14 protein-coding genes and 1 pseudogene are annotated in these 19,128 nt (G+C 44.1%); 13 read left to right on the top strand and 2 right to left on the bottom strand.

Annotated features, from left to right (window positions below; translation table 11 throughout):
- Positions 1–79 precede the first annotated feature (79 nt).
- Entirely contained in the window at positions 80–1,432 is a 1,353-nt protein-coding gene (locus A7325_RS03265; RefSeq protein WP_068404580.1) for a two-component system sensor histidine kinase NtrB, read from the bottom strand.
- 135 nt (positions 1,433–1,567) lie between these two features.
- Here A7325_RS03265 and rimO point away from each other — a divergent pair, with 135 nt between their 5' ends.
- From rimO to A7325_RS03205, 12 genes are all read left to right on the top strand, one after another.
- Complete coding sequence (gene rimO / locus A7325_RS03260; protein ID WP_068404578.1) at positions 1,568–3,190, top strand: 30S ribosomal protein S12 methylthiotransferase RimO; 1,623 nt, start codon at positions 1,568–1,570, stop codon at positions 3,188–3,190.
- Positions 3,191–3,396: 206 nt separating this feature from the next.
- Positions 3,397–4,122, top strand: coding sequence for a UMP kinase (gene pyrH / locus A7325_RS03255; RefSeq protein WP_068404576.1), 726 nt, complete (start codon positions 3,397–3,399; stop codon positions 4,120–4,122).
- Between the two features lie 150 nt (positions 4,123–4,272).
- Entirely contained in the window at positions 4,273–4,827 is a 555-nt protein-coding gene (gene frr / locus A7325_RS03250) for a ribosome recycling factor (RefSeq protein ID WP_068404574.1), read from the top strand.
- 262 nt (positions 4,828–5,089) lie between these two features.
- Entirely contained in the window at positions 5,090–5,848 is a 759-nt protein-coding gene (uppS, locus tag A7325_RS03245; RefSeq protein ID WP_068404572.1) for a polyprenyl diphosphate synthase, read from the top strand.
- Positions 5,849–6,032: 184 nt separating this feature from the next.
- Positions 6,033–6,842, top strand: coding sequence for a phosphatidate cytidylyltransferase (locus tag A7325_RS03240; RefSeq protein WP_068404570.1), 810 nt, complete (start codon positions 6,033–6,035; stop codon positions 6,840–6,842).
- 156 nt (positions 6,843–6,998) lie between these two features.
- On the top strand, positions 6,999–8,207 hold the full coding sequence (ispC, locus tag A7325_RS03235) for a 1-deoxy-D-xylulose-5-phosphate reductoisomerase (protein WP_082894269.1): 1,209 nt from the start codon (positions 6,999–7,001) through the stop codon (positions 8,205–8,207).
- A gap of 59 nt (positions 8,208–8,266) precedes the next feature.
- Positions 8,267–9,643: an RIP metalloprotease RseP gene (gene rseP / locus A7325_RS03230; RefSeq protein ID WP_068404567.1), complete on the top strand. Its 1,377-nt coding sequence runs from the start codon at positions 8,267–8,269 to the stop codon at positions 9,641–9,643.
- Positions 9,644–9,907: 264 nt separating this feature from the next.
- Positions 9,908–12,334, top strand: coding sequence for an outer membrane protein assembly factor BamA (bamA, locus tag A7325_RS03225; RefSeq protein WP_068404565.1), 2,427 nt, complete (start codon positions 9,908–9,910; stop codon positions 12,332–12,334).
- 160 nt (positions 12,335–12,494) lie between these two features.
- Positions 12,495–13,511, top strand: coding sequence for a UDP-3-O-(3-hydroxymyristoyl)glucosamine N-acyltransferase (gene lpxD / locus A7325_RS03220; protein WP_068404563.1), 1,017 nt, complete (start codon positions 12,495–12,497; stop codon positions 13,509–13,511).
- 114 nt (positions 13,512–13,625) lie between these two features.
- Positions 13,626–14,135: a 3-hydroxyacyl-ACP dehydratase FabZ gene (fabZ, locus tag A7325_RS03215; RefSeq protein ID WP_068404562.1), complete on the top strand. Its 510-nt coding sequence runs from the start codon at positions 13,626–13,628 to the stop codon at positions 14,133–14,135.
- A gap of 257 nt (positions 14,136–14,392) precedes the next feature.
- Positions 14,393–15,172: an acyl-ACP--UDP-N-acetylglucosamine O-acyltransferase gene (lpxA, locus tag A7325_RS03210; RefSeq protein ID WP_068404561.1), complete on the top strand. Its 780-nt coding sequence runs from the start codon at positions 14,393–14,395 to the stop codon at positions 15,170–15,172.
- A 307-nt stretch (positions 15,173–15,479) separates the two neighbouring features.
- Positions 15,480–16,832 (top strand): sodium-dependent transporter, encoded by a 1,353-nt coding sequence (locus A7325_RS03205; RefSeq protein WP_068404559.1) that lies wholly within the window; start codon positions 15,480–15,482, stop codon positions 16,830–16,832.
- A 150-nt stretch (positions 16,833–16,982) separates the two neighbouring features.
- Here A7325_RS03205 and tgt read toward each other — a convergent pair whose 3' ends face one another.
- Entirely contained in the window at positions 16,983–18,134 is a 1,152-nt protein-coding gene (gene tgt, locus A7325_RS03200; RefSeq protein WP_068404557.1) for a tRNA guanosine(34) transglycosylase Tgt, read from the bottom strand.
- A 284-nt stretch (positions 18,135–18,418) separates the two neighbouring features.
- On the opposite strand from tgt, the pseudogene A7325_RS03195 reads away from it, so the two are divergent.
- Positions 18,419–19,063: pseudogene (locus A7325_RS03195) on the top strand (SOUL family heme-binding protein).
- Positions 19,064–19,128 lie beyond the last annotated feature (65 nt).

Below are 19,128 nucleotides of genomic sequence, written 5' to 3'. Positions count from 1 at the left end.
TATTTTGTGTCATTATACTGAGTCATGGGTTTCGCCTGATAAGCAGTGAGAAATGGAAAATGAATATAAAATCTTAGCCTTAACGGTCAGCGCTTGGCTGAGAAAAAGGCAGGTAGAGGGTAAAGCGGGTTTGATTGTGCTGATAATGACTTTTAAAACTGCCGCTAAAATCTTGCGCTTGCTTTGAGCTAACGTCAATCATACCATGATGGCGGCTGATGATATCTTGGACGATGGATAAACCTAGACCTGTACCAGCTGCGCGGTTGGTCACCATCGGGAAAAATATCTGACCGATTAATGCGTCGTCTATCCCTGAGCCGTTGTCGGTAATGGTGATTTGCAAGACTTGTTTGTGCTGCAAGCTACCGATGGTATGCTGAAAAACAACCCGCGTTTGGATATGCAGCTTAGGTTGATAGTTATCATTAATATCAGAGTGTTTCTGCGCAATAGCTGATGGAAAGTTGCCAAACGTGGCTGGCGTATTTTGTTGCAGCGTTTGCTCAAACTCAGTCATCGATTCACATGCATTATTCATCAGGTTTAAAAACACTTGGATTAATTGATCGTTATCCGCGCATAACTCGGGTAACGATAAATCATAATCACGTTGTAGCATCACGTCTGGATATTGATGAATGATTAAAGCCAAAACGTGCTCTAGCGGTTCATGGATATTGAGCATTTGCCAATTTGGCAATTGATGAGAGCCAAGAAGCTGCCCAATCAACTGGGTCAGACGATCGGTTTCTGAGATGATAATATCGGTATAACTCCGCAGCTTTGTCGCATTCTTTGTCAGGTTATTTTCATCCGCTACATTCAAATTTTCATTCACAATAGCAGAAAATTCATTAAACTTAATAAATTGCCGCTGTAATAATTGCGCCGCCCCGCGAATACCTGCCAATGGATTTTTAATTTCATGGGCGACCGAGCGTAACATATGACGGGCGACGCTATATTGCTGCTGCTGGCGCTGTTCTTCTGAAATACGACTTTGCCGGTCTTTGCCCCATATCTCTATAATAAAATAAGACTGCTGCTCATCGCTAACGGGCGTCACGCTATAATCCACAGATAACGTCAGTCCGCCGTTTAGCTGGGTGTGTATAAGGTGATCATGATCAATAAACGGCTGTTGATAGTGTTTTGCTTGACTAAAACGCTCCGTCAAAGAGTAAGTTTTGTCTTCTCGATTATTATTCCTAATAAGACTGTCTTTCAACGTCAACTCATCGGGCGCAAGCAGGGTCAAGATTGATTGACCTCGCAAACGTCCGCTGCTAATGGCAAGCAGCTGCTCGGCTTGCGCATTTAGCCACCTAATGGTCAGCGCTTCATCAACGCATAAAATAGCGGTAAATAAATGCTGTAATATAAACGTCGAATCTGGGTTCGGTTTGGCAATGGACAAATCAGCCGTCATGGATAATGCCTAAAATTAAGCGATACTGGGGATAATATTTAACCATAAATCAACACACTAGCGCGGCAAAACTGGCGATTATCACAAAAAAAACGTACAATGCGCACAGCCAATTTATCTCTAGCAAGGTCAGCCATGCCCAACACTTCTACCGAGTCGCTTAATACGACTGTTACCACCTCATCAATTTCTACATCGTCAGCTTCTGCCTCATCAGCTTCTATGCCAAAAAACACTGCCACTATTTTTAATCCTGCAAAGCCAAATATAGCGCAAGAAAGCAGTCAGGCAGATGTCAGTCAAGCAAACACTAACCAGCCTTACCACCATAAAGCCAATCACAATCAAAACCGTAGTATTGAGCAAAGTAGCGATGTGACGTTAGCCAATTCAGCGACGATTGATGCGCCCGTGAACGCTGCGCCAAAGATTGGCTTTGTATCGCTTGGTTGTCCAAAGGCGCTGGTCGATAGTGAGCGCATTATCACCGAGCTTAGTCGTGACGGTTATCAAGTTGCCAGCGACTATGAAGGCGCAGACTTGGTTGTGGTTAATACTTGCGGTTTTATTGAGTCAGCCGTGCAAGAATCCTTGGACGCCATCGGTGAAGCGATTAGCAAAAACGGTAAAGTGATTGTCACCGGCTGCTTGGGTAAAGAGGCCGATAAAATCCGTGCCATGCACCCAGCTGTGCTATCGGTTACCGGTGCGCATGCTTATGATGAGGTAATTACTGCCGTCTCGCAGCATGTGCCCAAACCCAAGCGCGATATAGATAGCAACTATGATCCAAAGATAGATTTGATTAATGAGGCGGGGATTAAATTGACCCCCAGTCATTATGCGTACCTTAAAATATCAGAAGGCTGCAACCATCGCTGTACTTTTTGCATCATTCCAAGTTTGCGTGGCGATTTGGTTTCGCGGCCGATTGATAGCGTGATGAATGAAGCAATGGCGCTGAAAAACGCTGGCGTGAAAGAGCTGCTGATTATCTCACAAGATACGTCTGCTTATGGGCTGGATTTAAAATATAAAACCAGCTTTTGGAATGGCATGCCGCTAAAGTCGAAATTTTATGACTTATGCCAAGCGTTAAATGATTTGGGTATTTGGGTACGCCTGCACTATGTTTATCCTTATCCGCATGTCGATAAAGTGGTTGAGCTGATGGGCGAGAAAAAACTACTGCCTTATCTTGATATTCCATTCCAACATGCTAGCCACAGTATTTTAAAAGCGATGAAACGTCCGGCGCATAGCGAAAATACTTTGGCGCGTATCAAAGCGTGGCGTGAGATTTGCCCTGATATTGTTATTCGTTCAACCTTCGTCGTTGGTTTCCCAGGCGAGACCGAAGAAGATTTTCAGTGCTTGCTTGATTGGCTGGTCGAGGCGCGCCTTGATCGCGTCGGTGCTTTTACGTATTCAGAAGTCGAAGGTGCGGTCGCCAATGATTTGCCAAATCATGTACCTGAAGACGTTAAGCAAGAACGCTATGAGCGTTTGATGACACTACAGCAAGAGATTTCGGCACAAAAGCTGCAAGAAAAAGTCGGTAAAACCTTGATGGTATTGGTCGATGAGATTGATGATGAAGAAGGCATCGCGATTTGTCGTAGTTATGCTGATGCACCTGAGATTGACGGTCACGTCTATGTCGATGATATCACCGCGCAAGTCAAAGTTGGACAGTTCCTAACCGTCACGATCGATGACGCTAGCGAATATGATTTGTTTGCCAGTTATAAAGGTTAGAGAGCCACAACGATAACCGAGTGAAAGTTGCCCAATCGTGGGCAGTTTTTGCTACAATTAGCGCAATTTGGCTTTTTACCTATTTGACATCGTTTTTGGCGCTTATTATGCCATTTAGGATAATTTGAAAGGGTAAGCTAAAGTCCAATGCAATTTGTGTTTTACCGCTTATTTTCATTATAATTTCATGCTAACAAGGTGACCTCATGTCTGACAAAAACCCGCGTTACTCTCGTATCTTGCTAAAACTTTCTGGTGAAGCCTTAGCTGGTGGCAAAGAGATGGGGATTGATACCGAAGTGCTCGATAAGATGAGCTTGTCTATCGCCCACTTACGCGGACTTGGAGTACAAGTCGGTATCGTCGTCGGCGGTGGTAACTTGTATCGCGGTGCCCAGTTGCAACAAGAAGGCTTGGTCGGCCGTGTCACTGGTGACCAAATGGGTATGCTAGCCACTGTGATGAATGGTCTGGCCATGCGTGATGCCCTCGAGCGCCGTAATATTAAAACGCGTTTGATGTCAGCATTGCCAATTGGCGAAGTCACTGAAAGCTATAGTAGCCGTAATGCCATTCGTTATCTTAAAAATGGCGAAGTGTGTATTTTTGTCGCGGGCACGGGCAATCCGTTCTTTACCACTGATACCGCCGCTTGCCTACGTGGTATCGAAATCGAGGCGGGCTTAATTTTAAAAGCCACCAAAGTAGATGGCGTTTACGATAAAGACCCAAGCCTCCATGCGGATGCCAAAAAATATGACGGTTTAACCTTTGATGAAGTGCTCGAGCAAAAACTTGGCGTCATGGATTTAACAGCGATTGCTTTATGCCGCGAGCATAACGTCCCACTACAAGTATTTGATATGACCAAGCCTAATGCGCTATTAAACGTCATTATGGGCGAAAATGAAGGCACGCGCGTTTATCATTAAGCGCTCGCTTATTTTATAGATGACTAAATGATTATATGAATAAAGATCATTGATGTTGTAAGCATCAATCGTTGCATAAGATTTATACCTAACAACTTTATACCTAACAATAATGAGTGATTTATCGATAGCGATAAATAAGGATACATGATGATTAAAGAGATTAAGCAAGACGGCGAAGCACGCATGCAAAAAACCTTAGAAGCGCTTGAGACGACTTTTAGCAAAGTACGTACTGGCCGCGCGCACCCAGGTATGCTATCTGGCGTGATGGTTAGCTACTACGGCGCCGATACGCCATTGAATCAAGTTGCCAGCGTCAACGTCGAAGACTCACGCACCTTACTGGTACAGCCATTTGAGCGTAGCATGGTGCAAGCGATTGATAAAGCCATTCGCGAAGCAGATTTGGGCTTAAACCCGATGACTGCTGACGTTATTCGTGTACCGATGCCAGCGTTGACCGAAGACACACGCCGCGATATGCAAAAACTTGCGCGCAGTGAAGCGGAAAACAGCCGCGTTTCTATCCGTAATATCCGCCGCGATATGATGAATGATATTAAAGAATTGGCAAAAGAGAAAGAGATTTCAGAAGATGACGAGCGCCGCGCCAGTGATGATATCCAAAAAATCACTGACAAATATATTGAAACCATTGATAGCCGCTTGAGCAAAAAAGAAAGCGATTTGATGGAAGTATAAGCGGCTGTCTTTTCTTGTTAATTAAAGACAGCAGCAGTATCTTTTCTCTAAAAACAGTCAATATTATATGCATGTTGACTGTTTATTGCCGTATAAGAAATTAAGCCATTGTTAAGTAATTGTTTTGTTAAAAACCCTTTATGAAAGCGTTTTTTGCTAAGTTTAGGTTTTTAATAAGTCATTTACTAAATATGCAATATTTTTCTTAACAGGCGATAATTCGCGTCACCTTACTTTACCCAAACCACAAGCAAGTCAGCCTATGTCTATTTCAGATACTTCATCTCCCGCGCTTCTCCCGCGGCATATCGCCGTCATCATGGATGGCAATAACCGCTACGGTAAAATCCATCAGTTAGGCAAAGGTCAGGGGCATATCGCTGGCAAAGATGCGCTAGATCCCATTGTCGAATATTGCGTTAGCACGGGCATTGAAGTCTTAACCGTCTTTGCCTTCTCTAGTGAGAATTGGCAACGTCCACCGAGCGAGGTGGCTTTGCTGATGCATTTGTTGAGCTTAACCATCAATGAGCAATTACCGCGCATGCAAAAATATCGCATTCGCTTGCGTTTTATTGGTGATCGCAGTCAGCTTAGTGAAGAGTTGCAAGCATTGATGTTAGATGCCGAGGCAAAAACTGCTGACTTTGAAGCGATGACCTTGGTAATCGCTATTAGCTACGGTGGTCAGTGGGATATTGCCCATGCTGCTAAGCAGTTGGCGCAGCAAGTCGAAGCGGGCAAGTTGCGCGCAGAAGACATCGATAAAGAGATGCTTGGCGGATATGTGCAATTAGCAGATGCGCCTGCGGTTGATATGTTGATACGCACGGGCGGCGAATACCGTTTGTCAAACTTCCTATTATGGCAATCTGCTTATGCGGAGCTGTTTTTTACTCAAACCCTGTGGCCCGATTTTAAAGTAGCCGAACTTGCTGCGATGATAACAGAGTTTGCTCAGCGCCAACGCCGCTTTGGCAAAACCAGCGAACAAGTAGTAATAGAGCAGCAGACTTCTTAAAATAATTTTAGCAAATAAGCGCTGTAGAAATAATTGCTTAAGTCGTCCGCGAGGTTTGAATTACACTTGTTTGGTCTATGATAAGCTGCTTTAATTGGCGTTAATCCTGTTTAATGGGCTATTATAGAGTGCTGTTATGCTAGATTTTGACCAAACATTTTTCGTTATATAAGGCTCGATAAGTATGTGGCAACGAATTAAGACGGCAATTGTTCTCGTTATTATCGTTGGTATTGCAATGTTTGCGAGCCAAACGCCTATTTTATTTGCACCGCTGCTAGCGATTGGTGTCATTATCGCTGCCCACGAGTGGACCAAACTGATGCCAAAATGGCAGCAGCCTGCGTTGTTTGTGTTGTTGGTTTTGGCGCTGACCATCGTCTCGCTGATGTTTAAAGTCACCTGGCTGTTTTGGTGGGTGGCATCACTAGTTATCTGGCTGATGGCCCTGTCTTGGGTTCGAGTCTTTCCTAGTCATACCAACTGGTACGGTAAAAAACTGGCTTGGATGGGCGCTATTATATTAACCGCTGCCATTACCGCTATGTTCTATTTATGGCAACTGTCTGCATGGTGGCTGCTGTATGTATTTTTATTGGTTTGGTGTGCCGATAGTGGCGCTTACTTTGTTGGGCGTAAGCTCGGTCGCCGTAAGATGGCGCCAAACGTCTCCCCCAATAAAAGCATGGAAGGCCTAGCAGGCGGCTTGGTCACAGGTTTGCTTGTGGTCATCGTCATTAGTGTCTTTAAACTACAGTTGACTGGTCTACCGTTAGTCGCCTTTGTAGCATTGTCAGCACTGACGATTTTGGGTTCTGTACTCGGCGATTTATTTGAGTCGATGCTCAAGCGCCGCGCTGACGTCAAAGACTCTGGCACCATTTTGCCAGGGCATGGCGGGGTACTTGACCGCATTGATTCGTTATTATCTGCTACTCCGATATTTGCGCTTGGCTTTTGGGCGCTACAGCAGCTTGGTCTAATTGTCGTATAACAATAAGTAGTCCAAAAATAAAAAGCTATCAGGCTAAAGATATAAAATAGGTAGGGCTTACGTATTTGGTAGCGACTAGGCTGCCTCTTATTAGGTTTTATACCTTATATTTATTGTCTTTATTTCTCATTTAATTTCACCGTATTATAGGCATAGATGGTTATGACCCAACGCATCGCCATACTAGGCGCGACAGGCTCGATAGGCGATAGCACGTTAGCAATTTTGGCGGCACAACCACAGAACTACGACGTTTATGCCTTATCAGGCTACCACCGTTTAGATAAATTATTCGCGCTTTGCCAACAGTTTTTGCCAAAACGCGTCAGTGTGCCGACAGCAGCGGTCGATGATTTCGCTCAGCGTCTTAGTGCCGCTGGTTTAAATATCGACGTGGTCGGCGGTGCTTCAGGGTTGGTCGATATTGCGACTGATCCGCAAACCGATACCGTCGTCGCTGCTATCGTAGGCGCAGCCGGTCTGCCTTCTACTTTGGCAGCAGCGCGTGCAGGCAAGCGTATTTTATTGGCGAATAAAGAAGCATTGGTCATGGCAGGGAAGGTGATGATTAATGCGGTTAAAACGCATCACGCGACTTTGTTGCCTTTAGATTCAGAACACAATGCGATTTTCCAGTGTTTACCCTTTGCGATTCAACAAGACAGTAGCCAAATTCATCAGCCAAACCATGGCGTTCGTAAGCTATGGTTGACCGCGTCTGGCGGGCCTTTTTTACAGAAATCGTTGGCGCAAATGCAGCAAGCAAGCATTGCTGAAGCGGTTAAACATCCCAATTGGTCAATGGGACAAAAGATATCGGTTGACTCAGCAACGATGATGAATAAAGGGCTTGAGCTCATCGAAGCTTGTCATTTATTTGATTTGAGTGAGGATAAGATAAATGTGGTGATTCATCCACAAAGTATCATTCACTCAATGGTAGAATATAGTGATGGTAGCTTTTTGGCGCAGCTTGGCAGCCCTGATATGAAAACGCCTATTGCCCATGCACTTAGTTACCCTGACCGTATCGATAGCGGCTCGCAGCCATTAGATTTATTTGCGTTAAGCGGTTTAGAGTTTATTGAACCTGATTTGCAAAAATTTGCCTGTTTGCGCTTGGCAAGGCAAGCGATGCAAGCGGGTACGCAGGCCACGATTGTACTAAATGCGGCCAATGAGATTGCAGTTGCCGCATTTTTAAATGGGCAGATTCGTCTGACTGATATTGCCGATATTAATGCGCAAGCACTAGATGAGATACAAGTAGCGGTATTAAATGAGACTGCCGATATCGAAGATATTTTAGCGATTGATCAAATAGCGCGTCAGCATACTGATACGTTAGTAGCAAAGTTGGCATGAATCTATAGAAGTTCAGTCATTTGATAAACGATGTTAAAAGAGCATATTGAGAAAAGATCATGACGTTTTTATTAACGCTACTTGCGGCAATATTTGTCTTAGGTCCACTCATCGCCTTACATGAGTGGGGTCATTACATCGTGGCGCGGCTTTGCGGCGTTAAAGTACTGACTTATTCTATCGGCTTTGGTCCCAAACTCTTTGGTTGGACCAGTAAAAAAAGCGGCATTGATTATCGTATCTCGGCACTGCCGCTTGGTGGTTACGTCAAAATGCTTGATGAGCGTGAAGGTGAGGTAGCAGCAGACGAGCTACATCTAGCGTTTAATCGCCAACATCCGCTCAAAAAGATTGCAGTGGTTGCCGCCGGTCCTATTATGAACTTTGTCATCGCTATTGCACTATTTTGGGTGTTATTTATGACCCCGTCTGAGCAATTGGCAACAAAGATAGGGCAAGTGCTGCCAGATACCCCAGCAGCGATGGCACAGTTGCCTGTGGGTGATAAAATTGTCGCTATTGACGGTCATGACGTCCAAACGTGGGAAGGTATTAACTATCGCCTTGCGGGACGTATGGGTGAAACCGATCATGTCAGTGTCACCTTACAATCTGAGGCGAAAGGTAGTAACGCCACCAAAACCTATCAAGCACCGATTAAAGAATTTATGCAAGGCGACGCGCAAGGCAAAGATGCGTTATCAAGCTTTGGTATGATACCGTGGCAACCAAACATCGCACCAATCGTTGGCAATTTAACGCCCGATGGCGCTGCCAGCCGTCAAGGCTTGCAGGTTGGTGACCGCATTACGGCTATTAACGGTAAAGAGATTACCGACTGGATTAGCGCCACACGTATCATTCGCGACAATCCTGAAACTTTGCTTAATTTCACTGTATTGCGTGATGGTAAACAAGTTCAGTTATCCATCATGCCGCAAGGTAAAAAAGACAATTTAGGTAACGATTACGGGCAAATTGGTGCTATGGTGGCAGAGTCTGAAATTGTCATTCCTGACGCCTACAAAACCACGGTCGTTTATGGTCCTGGGGAATCTTTAATCAAGTCATTTGAAAAGACGGAACAGTTAGCCGTTATGACAGTCAGCTCAATGGGTAAGATGCTGTCAGGTATGATAGGTTTGGAGAATTTATCAGGTCCGATTACCATTGCGAAAGTCGCCAAACAAAGCTTTGATATTAGCTGGCAGATGGTATTATCGACAGCAGCGTTGATCAGTTTGAGCCTTGCGGTCTTGAATCTTTTGCCCATTCCAGTATTAGATGGTGGACATATTGTCTACTACCTTATTGAGCTGATACGCGGTAAACCGCTGTCTGAGGGCGTGCAAATGGTCGGTCTAAATATCGGTTTACTCTTGCTGGCAGGTTTCATGGTGTTAGCAATTGGTAATGATATCAGTCGGCTATTTTGATAAATGATGCGGCGGTTTATTCACTAAAGCATGATGGTTTAATGCTTGCATGCTGCTACAGCGCAGGCAGTTCATGTAATACGGCGATCATTTTCTATTACCGCTACTGTACTAATTTTATTTTTTAGTTTATTTTATGATGCGTTTTATATAAAGTGTCCTGAGTCTGCCGTGCTGAAGTTTTTCGACTTTATGCGAAATGGGCTAGACAACACGTGCTTTTTACCTTAACTTAAGCAAGTTTTTTATTGACGGATAGTGTTTATGCGTACGCCTTTATTTATGAGCGCGGCTGGGTTGCCGTTAGTTGTAGCAATGATGAGTATGCCGGTGCAGGCTGCAGAATTTGTGGTCACTGATATCGGCTTTAATGGTCTACAACGCCTAACTCCTGATAGTCTCTATCCAGTTTTGCCGATTTCGGTGGGTGATACGGTTAATGATAGTCGTTTGGCCGCCAGTATTAAGGCACTATATGCGACTGAAAACTTCGCTGATATTCAAAGTCGTGTCGAAGGCGGCAAGCTGCGCTTTGATGTCGTCGAACGTCCTATCATTGCTGAAGTCAACTTTGAAGGCAATAAACTTATCCCAAAAGAAGGGCTTGAGCAAGGGCTTGGTAACGCCGGTTTGTCTGTCGGTGATGTGCTAAAGCAAGCGACGCTGCAAGGTGTCGCCAACGAGCTACAACAGCAATATATCAGTCAAGGTTATTACAATAGCAATATTGAAGTCGATCAGACACTATTAGATGGTAATCGCGTCAAGCTTGACGTGCGCTTTATCGAAGGCAAGCCCGCTAAAGTCGTCGATATCAATATCATTGGTAATAAGCACTTTAGTGATGAGCAGATTAAAGACGTCTTTGCGGTAAAAGAGTCGTCGTGGACGCGCCTGTTATCTAAGTCTGATCGCTATGCCAAAGAAAAGCTGGCAGCAAGTTTAGAAAATCTAAAAGCACTTTATCAAAACGATGGCTATGTACGTTTTTCTGTCGACAATGCGGTTCTTAATATTAGCGAAGATAAGAGCAATGTGTTTATCGAAGTCAGTCTTAGCGAAGGCGAGCAGTATCAGTTTGGCGAGGTGAACTTCTTAGGTAAACCAACCTTTGATAACGCTGAGCTAAAAGAGCTGGTCACGTTTGCGCCCGATGAAAAATATTCACAAGCCAAACTTGATGCGACCACTGCTGCACTGAAGAGCCGTTATGGTAATGAAGGTTATTATTTAGCGCAAATCAGACCAGTACCGCGTATCAATGATGAGACCAAAGTGGTCGATATCGACTATTATATTGATCCTGCGCGTCCTATTTATGTGCGCCGTATCAACTTTACGGGTAACTTAAAAACTCAAGATGAAGTATTGCGCCGTGAAATGCGTCAGTTAGAAGGTACACTGGCCTCTAATGATAAAATTCAGCTGTCGCGTACTCGTTTGATGCGTACCGGTTTCTTTAAGGCGGTCAACGTTGATGTAAAGCCTGTGCCAAACCAGCCAGATCAAGTTGATGTCAACTATACGGTCGAAGAGCAGCCTTCTGGCAGCTCAACGATTGCTGCTGGTTACTCGCAAAGTGGCGGCGTGACTTTCCAGTTAGACTTAACCCAAAATAACTTTATGGGTACGGGTAACCGCGTGAAAGCTGCGCTATCACGTTCAGAAACGCGCGATTCTTACAGCTTAGGTTATACCGATCCGTACTTTACCGAAAACGGTGTGTCGCAAGGTGTCAGCGCATATTATCGCGAAACCAAATACGACGACAGAAACGTTAGTAACTATGTCACCGACGCTTACGGTGCCACGCTGAACTACAGCTATCCTGTTGATGAAACCAAACGTGTGAGTGCAGGTTTAAACGTTGATAAGACCACCGTACGTGCTGGTAGCCGTCTTGGTGTGTCCAACGTGCAGCAGATTATTGATGGTGGTGGTTCATTCGAAAAATTTATCAATGATGATAATGAATTCTCGGGTCGCACCGGCTTTAAAAACGATTATCAGACCTATAACTTATTATTAGGCTGGGATTACAGTACGCTAGATCGCCCCGTATTCCCAAACAAAGGCATGAGCCATACTGTCGATGCAACCATTGGCTTTGGCGATGAAAGTTATCAAAAACTTGTTTATCGTGGCAATATCTACTATCCGATTTATAAAGATTGGGTTGCCCGCGGTTATACCAAGCTTGGCTACGGTAATGACTTGCCATTTTATGAAAACTTCTACGCCGGTGGCTATGGCTCAGTACGTGGTTACGAAGCTTCAACGCTAGGACCTAAATCGCAAAGCTACTATGATGCGGTCAGTGATAAACCAGGCTCGTTGAAACCAGAAGAGATCGGTGGTAATGCGTTGGTTAGCTTTGGTACTGAACTAATTCTACCGATGCCATTTAAAGGCGATTGGGCGGATCAAGTACGTCCAGTACTATTTGCCGAAGGTGGTCAAGTATTTGATACCACAGATAAAGAGGACCGCACTTTTATTGATCCTGTTAGTGGTGACGACACGGGTGTTCCATTATTAACCCAAGACAATAATTTCCGCTTTAGTGCGGGTTTAGGGGTAACCTGGTATACACCAATTGGTCCGATTTCGCTCAGTTATGCTGTGCCTATCGGTGATAAAGAAGGCGATGAGACTGAAAAAGTTCAGTTCCAAATTGGTAATACTTTTTAGTCCGATAAAGTTAAATGCAGCGGTTTAATTGCTTTTGTTTATTTATGCAGCTAAGTAAACTAGTCCGCAGTTAAAATTTAATAGGTCGCCAAGCTGATATCTCAACTTGGCGACTCACTTATTGATACCCATACTAATTTTAATTATACCAATAGCAACTATGATAACGATTGAGCAACTTATCACTCGCATTGAGCAGCGTCAGCCGGTTCTTAACAAGGATGACCTTAGCGCTGAACAGTTGTGTCTAAAATTAGAGGGTATCGGTAATTTAACCACCGCCAATCCGCAGCAGTTAAGCTTTTTGGCCAACCCACATTATCTGCCTAGTCTGGCAAACAGTCAGGCTGGAGCTGTGCTGACCACCTCAGACCATCAAAGCAAAGTTGCACAGAATACGGTTGCCTTAATCGTTGCGGCACCTTATTTGGCTTATGCCAGTGCCAGTCAGCTTTTTTCCCGTACATCTTTATTTGAGGGTATTCATCCGAGTGCCGTGATAGCGGAAAGCGCTGTTATTGGCAATGAGGTGACTGTTGGGCCTTTTTGTATGATTGGCGAAGGGGTACAAATTGGTGATCGCAGTGTGCTCGATGCGCACGTGGTCATTGAAGAGAACAGCAATATTGGTACCGATTGTGTGCTCAAGTCACAAGTGGTCATCGGGCATGATTGTGTGCTTGGTAATCGTGTAAGATTGCATGCTGGCGTTAGCATAGGGTCAGAAGGCTTCGGCTTTGCGCCTACGAGTAATCCTAGTGTTACTGGCTGGGAGCGTATTGCTCAATTAGGACGCGTAGTGATTGGCGATGATGTACGTATAGGTAGCCAAACCTGTATCGATCGCGGAGCAATTGACGATACGGTGATTGGCAATCATGTTATTATTGACAATCTTGTACAAGTTGCCCATAACGTCCGTATCGGTGATGGTACTGCCATCGCAGCGCAAACTGGCATTGCCGGTAGTACCACTATTGGCAAGCGCTGTATTATCGGCGGCGCTGTTGGCATTACTGGCCATATTGAGATTGCTGATGACGTCACCTTATCTGGCATGACCATGGTGACCAAATCCATTACCAAGGCTGGTTCATACTCCTCTGGTACAGCAGCCATGCCAACCGCCAATTGGCGCCGTGCGGCGGTACGCTTTCGCCAGCTTGGTCGCGATTAGTCTAGCACGGTTAATACATAACTTAACAACATATCCAATTTATTCATAAAATTTAAAAACACAGCAATGCTTAAACATAAAGCACTGCTTAGTATATAGCAAGGAAGCGCCATTATGAGCACAACTGATATTGATAGCCCGAGCGATGAAGACATCAAAAGCTTAGCAGAACAAGGCTTAACACTGCCATTAACCTATCATACATTGAAGCACTATCTGCCGCATCGTTATCCGTTTTTGCTGGTAGATAAAGTCATATCGTGCAGCCCTGGCGAATGCATTACAGCGATCAAAAACGTGACCATTAATGAAGAGTTTTTTAATGGACACTTTCCCGATCAGCCCATCATGCCGGGTGTATTGATGGTGGAGTCGATGGCGCAAGTATCGGGCGTCCTTGGGTTTATCAGCGCTGGATTGACGGCAGAAGATGGTTATTTGTATTTGTTTGCAGGGGTGGATAAAGTGCGCTTTAAACGCCGTGTTATCCCTGGTGACCAGCTGATTATCCGTGCAAAAACCGTGATGCAAAAGCAGGGTATTTATAAGTTTGATTGTACCGTCCATGTCGAAGATGAGCTTGCTGCTAGTGCTCAAATTATGATTGCCCGTCAGGGACAATAAAATACGATGAACGCTAACGTATGGCAAGTTTATAAGATTGGCTAAATCTTTCGCCTTTAGATAATTGTTAGTAGAAATCTAGAAATTTATCTCGGTATTTTACCTAGATTGCCATTTTTAAACACCACTGTGCTTTTGGGCGTCGTTGTCTTTTTAACCAGTTTTAACCAGAACCAGTATCAGGTTGATTATTTACCCTAAGCTTGCTTTACTTGTTTTACCATTTATTCGCATCAGATGATACAAAGGTCCATATTATGAGTCAGATTCATCCAACAGCACTCATCTCACCGTCCGCTAACATTGATGAGACTGCCATCATTGGTCCTTATTGTATTGTCGGTGATGAGGTTTCTATTGGTGCCCATACGGTTTTGCATCGGCACGTGGTCGTAGCAAGACTGACGCGTATTGGGCAGTACAACCAGTTTTATCAATTCGCCAGTATTGGGGAAGACCCGCAGGATTTGAAATACGCTGGTGAGCGCACGTGGCTTGAGATTGGCGATCATAATACCATTCGCGAGGCTTGTAGCTTGCACCGTGGCACTGAGCAAGACGGCGGCTTAACGAAGATTGGCAGTCACAATCTTTTGATGGTCAATACCCATGTGGCCCATGATTGCTTAATCGGTGACCACAATGTATTGGCTAATAATGTTGGGGTGGCAGGGCATGTGACTATCGGTAATCATACGATTATTGGCGGCAACTCAGGTATTCATCAGTTTTGTACCATTGATGATTACAGTTTGGTTGGCGGCGCCAGCCTAATTTTAAAAGACGTCGCTGCTTTTACCATGGTTTCAGGTAATCCTGCTAAAGCCCACGGGCTAAATGTCGAAGGTATGCGCCGTAAAGACTGGTCTAAAGAGACGATTGATGTATTGCGCCAAGCGTATCGTGTTATCTACCGATCAGGTCTAACAACGGCTCAAGCGCTTGAGATTTTAAAAACAGAGCTATTACCAACAGAGCCAAAAATCGCCCTGCTAATAGATTCGCTACAAAAAAGCCGCCGCGGTGTGGTTCGCTAAACATAGTTTTACTAATTATAAAAATACTGTGATAGCTCGATTTTCAAAATAATATACTTTGACAAATTATCTCGATAAATATAAAAAGCCATAACTATTAGTTATGGCTTTTTATATTTATCGCTACTTGACTTTTTTGGTCGCTTAGCAGAAACTGGGCGTTTACGATATTGTAAACAATTCTTTCATAATGTTGCTAAGTGCGTCACATTGACAAGCTGGTTAAATGAGTCTCAGTCATTAAGAGCGATTTATGATAATCAAGGAAGATTATAAGCAACAGTAATTGAAGCACGAGGAAGGCAAAATGGCTATTAATAAACAAGAACATGCTCAGTGGAGCTCAAGTTTTGGCTTCGTACTAGCAGCAGTAGGATCGGCAGTTGGTTTAGGAAATATTTGGAAGTTCCCTTATATGGTTGGGGAGAGTGGTGGTTCCGCTTTTGTTATCGCCTATTTATTTTGTCTTGCTCTGATTGGTTTTCCAATTTTGGTTGCAGAATGGCTGATTGGTCGCCGTGGGCAAAAAAACCCTATCAATACGTTTTCTGATGTCGCCGCAAGCGAAGGTAAATCACGCAGTTGGGGTATTGTCGGTGCGACTGGTATTTTAGGTGGCTTTTTAATCTTATCGTTTTATAGTGTCATCGGTGGTTGGGCGCTTAATTACATCACCAAAGTTGGCTCAGGCAGCTTTGCCGGACAAGACGGTGACTCTGTAGCGGCAACCTTTGATGCGATGTTGGCGTCAGCTGGCACCTTGACAATTTGGCATACGGTTTTCATGGCAATCACCGCTTTAATCGTCGGTGTTGGTGTCACCAAAGGTATTGAGAACACGGCCAAAGTGCTTATGCCTTTACTGGGTGTGATTTTATTCGTGATTGTTGGTTACAACGTCATGAACGGCGGTTTTGGCGAAGCGGTGAACTACCTGTTTGCGCCAGACCTTAGTAAGTTAAATGGCGATGTGATGCTAGCGGCGCTTGGTCATGCTTTCTTTACCTTATCTATCGGTATGGGCATCATGGTTGCTTATGGCTCTTATTTGGGTCGTGATGTCAATCTATTAAGCACGGCGCGTACCGTTGTTATTCTAGACACTGTCATTGCTTTAGCCGCTGGTTTGGCTATTTTCCCAATTATCTTTAACAACGGTCTTGATCCTGCTTCTGGTCCTGGTCTTATCTTTGTCAGTTTGCCTATTGCTTTTGGTAGTATGGGCGCCGGTGCCATCATTGGTACTTTATTCTTCTTATTGATTACCTTTGCCGCTGTGACGTCATCAATCTCACTGCTTGAGCCAACGGTTGAGCTGTTAGAAGAGCGTACGCCAATGAGCCGTACGGTATCGACCATCGTCGCCAGTATCGCGGTTTGGTTATTAGGTATCGCAGCTTTGTTGTCATTTAATCTATGGAGCGACTTTACCATCATGGGTAATGGTATTTTTGATGCTTTGGACAAATTAACCAGTAAATTCATGTTACCTTTAACCGGTCTTGCCGCGATTATCTTTGTCGGTTGGAAAATGGATCAGCGTAGCATTCAGCAAGAGCTTGGATTGTCTAATGGCACCTGGCAATTATGGCAAATCATTGCTAAATTTGTCGCGCCTATTGCTGTACTGATTGTCTTCGTGACCACTTTGATGAGCTAATAGATTAACTATGATTAATACGTACTTATAATTCTAGGCGGTATTGATTATTAGCTAATAAAAAGGGCTTAAGATTAATCTTAAGCCCTTTTCCATTTTAATGCCTTTAGCTTAAAGCAGCTTACGCAGATAAAATAACTCTAAAAATGGTTAACGTAAATTGAGTTCAGGAACGCTTTGACCGCGTTTACTATAAAACTCATGCACAAACTCATCAAATTTATCTTGTTCAATCGCGTCTCTGATACCTTGCATCAAACGCTGATAGTAACGCAAGTTATGAATGGTCGCCAGTTGCGCCCCTAGCATCTCTTTACATTTATTCAGATGTGATAAATAAGCACGACTAAAGTTTTGGCAGGTATAGCAGTCGCATTCAGGGTCTAATGGCCCTTCATCAGTACGATACTGGCTATTACGTATGCGTATAATGCCGGCGTTCTCAGCGTCACCGGTGACAAAGTAATGACCATTACGGGCGTTGCGAGTTGGCATCACGCAATCGAACATATCGACGCCGCGGCGTACCCCTTCAACAAGGTCTTCAGGCTTACCAACGCCCATCAAATAGCGCGGCTTATCAGCCGGCATATCATCAGCGATATAATCTAAAACCTCTATCATCTCTTCTTTTGGTTCGCCAACCGACAAACCGCCGATGGCATAACCATCAAAGCCAATCTCAAGCAGACCTTCGAGCGATTGCTGACGCAAATCGGCATACATACTGCCTTGGATAATGCCAAATAAAGCATTGGTACTGCCAAGCTTCTTATGTTCATTGACACAGCGCTGGCCCCAGCGTAGTGACAACTCTAAAGATTTTTTGGCTTCTTCATGAGTGGCAGGATAGGGCGTGCACTCATCGAACTGCATCACGATGTCTGAGTTTAAGCTATATTGAATTTGCATCGATTTTTCTGGCGATAAAAATACTTTTGCGCCATCGATAGGCGATTTAAAAGTCACGCCTTCTTCGGTGATTTTACGCATGGCCCCAAGACTGAATACTTGGAAACCACCCGAATCGGTGAGAATAGGCTTATCCCAATGCATAAATTTATGCAGACCACCAAATTTATCAATGATATCAGTGCCCGGACGCAGCCATAAATGGAAAGTATTGCCCAAGATAATATCAGCGCCAATCGCTTCGATATCACGTGGCAGCATGCCTTTTACGGTACCATAAGTACCCACTGGCATAAAAGCAGGCGTTTGCACATCGCCATGATTGAGATGAACCGTACCACGGCGTGCGCGCGTGATACCGCTGGCCGTTTTGTGTAAGACAAATTGCATAAGATAACCGCTATTTAAGCTATGAAAATGGCGCTAATTATAACATTGTTAAGCATTTTTTTGGACATGGATATTTAAGCGGCTGACAATTGGTTTAGATAAGGAGAGCGTTTATAAAATAGCCTAAGCATGCTAACAATTAAACGGGACATTAATCGCTTATTAATTGGCATGCTATAACCAAAAAATACAGACATTCTTGCCAAGTCATTGCTAAATTAGAAGAGTAGCTACTATAAATCAAATAAATGTTAAGTGCTAAATGTATATAGCGGAGAGAGGATATGGATAAAGCAATTTGTTTGTCATCGATTCGCTTGCTATTGAATAATGACTTATCAAATAAAGCCCTATTAAATGGTCTGTTATTAACGAGCGCATTATTACTATCAGGAGCAGCTATGGCAACCGAAGAGCCAAAATATACTGTACTAAAACAGACTGAAGACTTTGAGCTGCGTCGTTACGATGAGCAGTTAATGGCACAGACTTGGGTAACGGGCGACCAAGATGCCGCCAGCCGTGCAGGATTTAAGATTCTAGCAGATTATATCTTTGGCAATAATAGCGCCGCAAATGGCAAGAGTCGTAAAATTAGTATGACTGCGCCAGTCAGCATTTAACAAACTAAAGACAAATGGCGCGTGCAATTTACCATGCCAAGCCGATATACGCTGCAAACGCTGCCAAAACCCAATAATCCGAATATCGAAATTGTAGAAGTTCCAGCGCAAACTTATGGCGTTATTAAATTTTCAGGATTGGCGGGTACTGAAAAGGTCGCGGCAAAAACTAAAGAGCTACAATCTTGGATGCAAGGGCAAAATTTAACCATCACAGGTAAGCCTGAGCTGGCGCGTTATAATCCACCTTGGACGCTGCCATTTATGCGCCGCAATGAAATAATGATTGCTTATCAGCCTAAATGATTCATTATTAAAAAAATAACGCCAAAAATGATGCTAAAAAAAGACAGCAAGCGCTGTCTTTTTTA

Origin of the sequence: Psychrobacter sp. SHUES1 (assembly GCF_001652315.1) — a bacterium.
Classification (GTDB): Bacteria; Pseudomonadota; Gammaproteobacteria; order Pseudomonadales; family Moraxellaceae; genus Psychrobacter; species Psychrobacter faecalis.
This window is presented reverse-complemented; position numbering and strand designations above follow the sequence as displayed.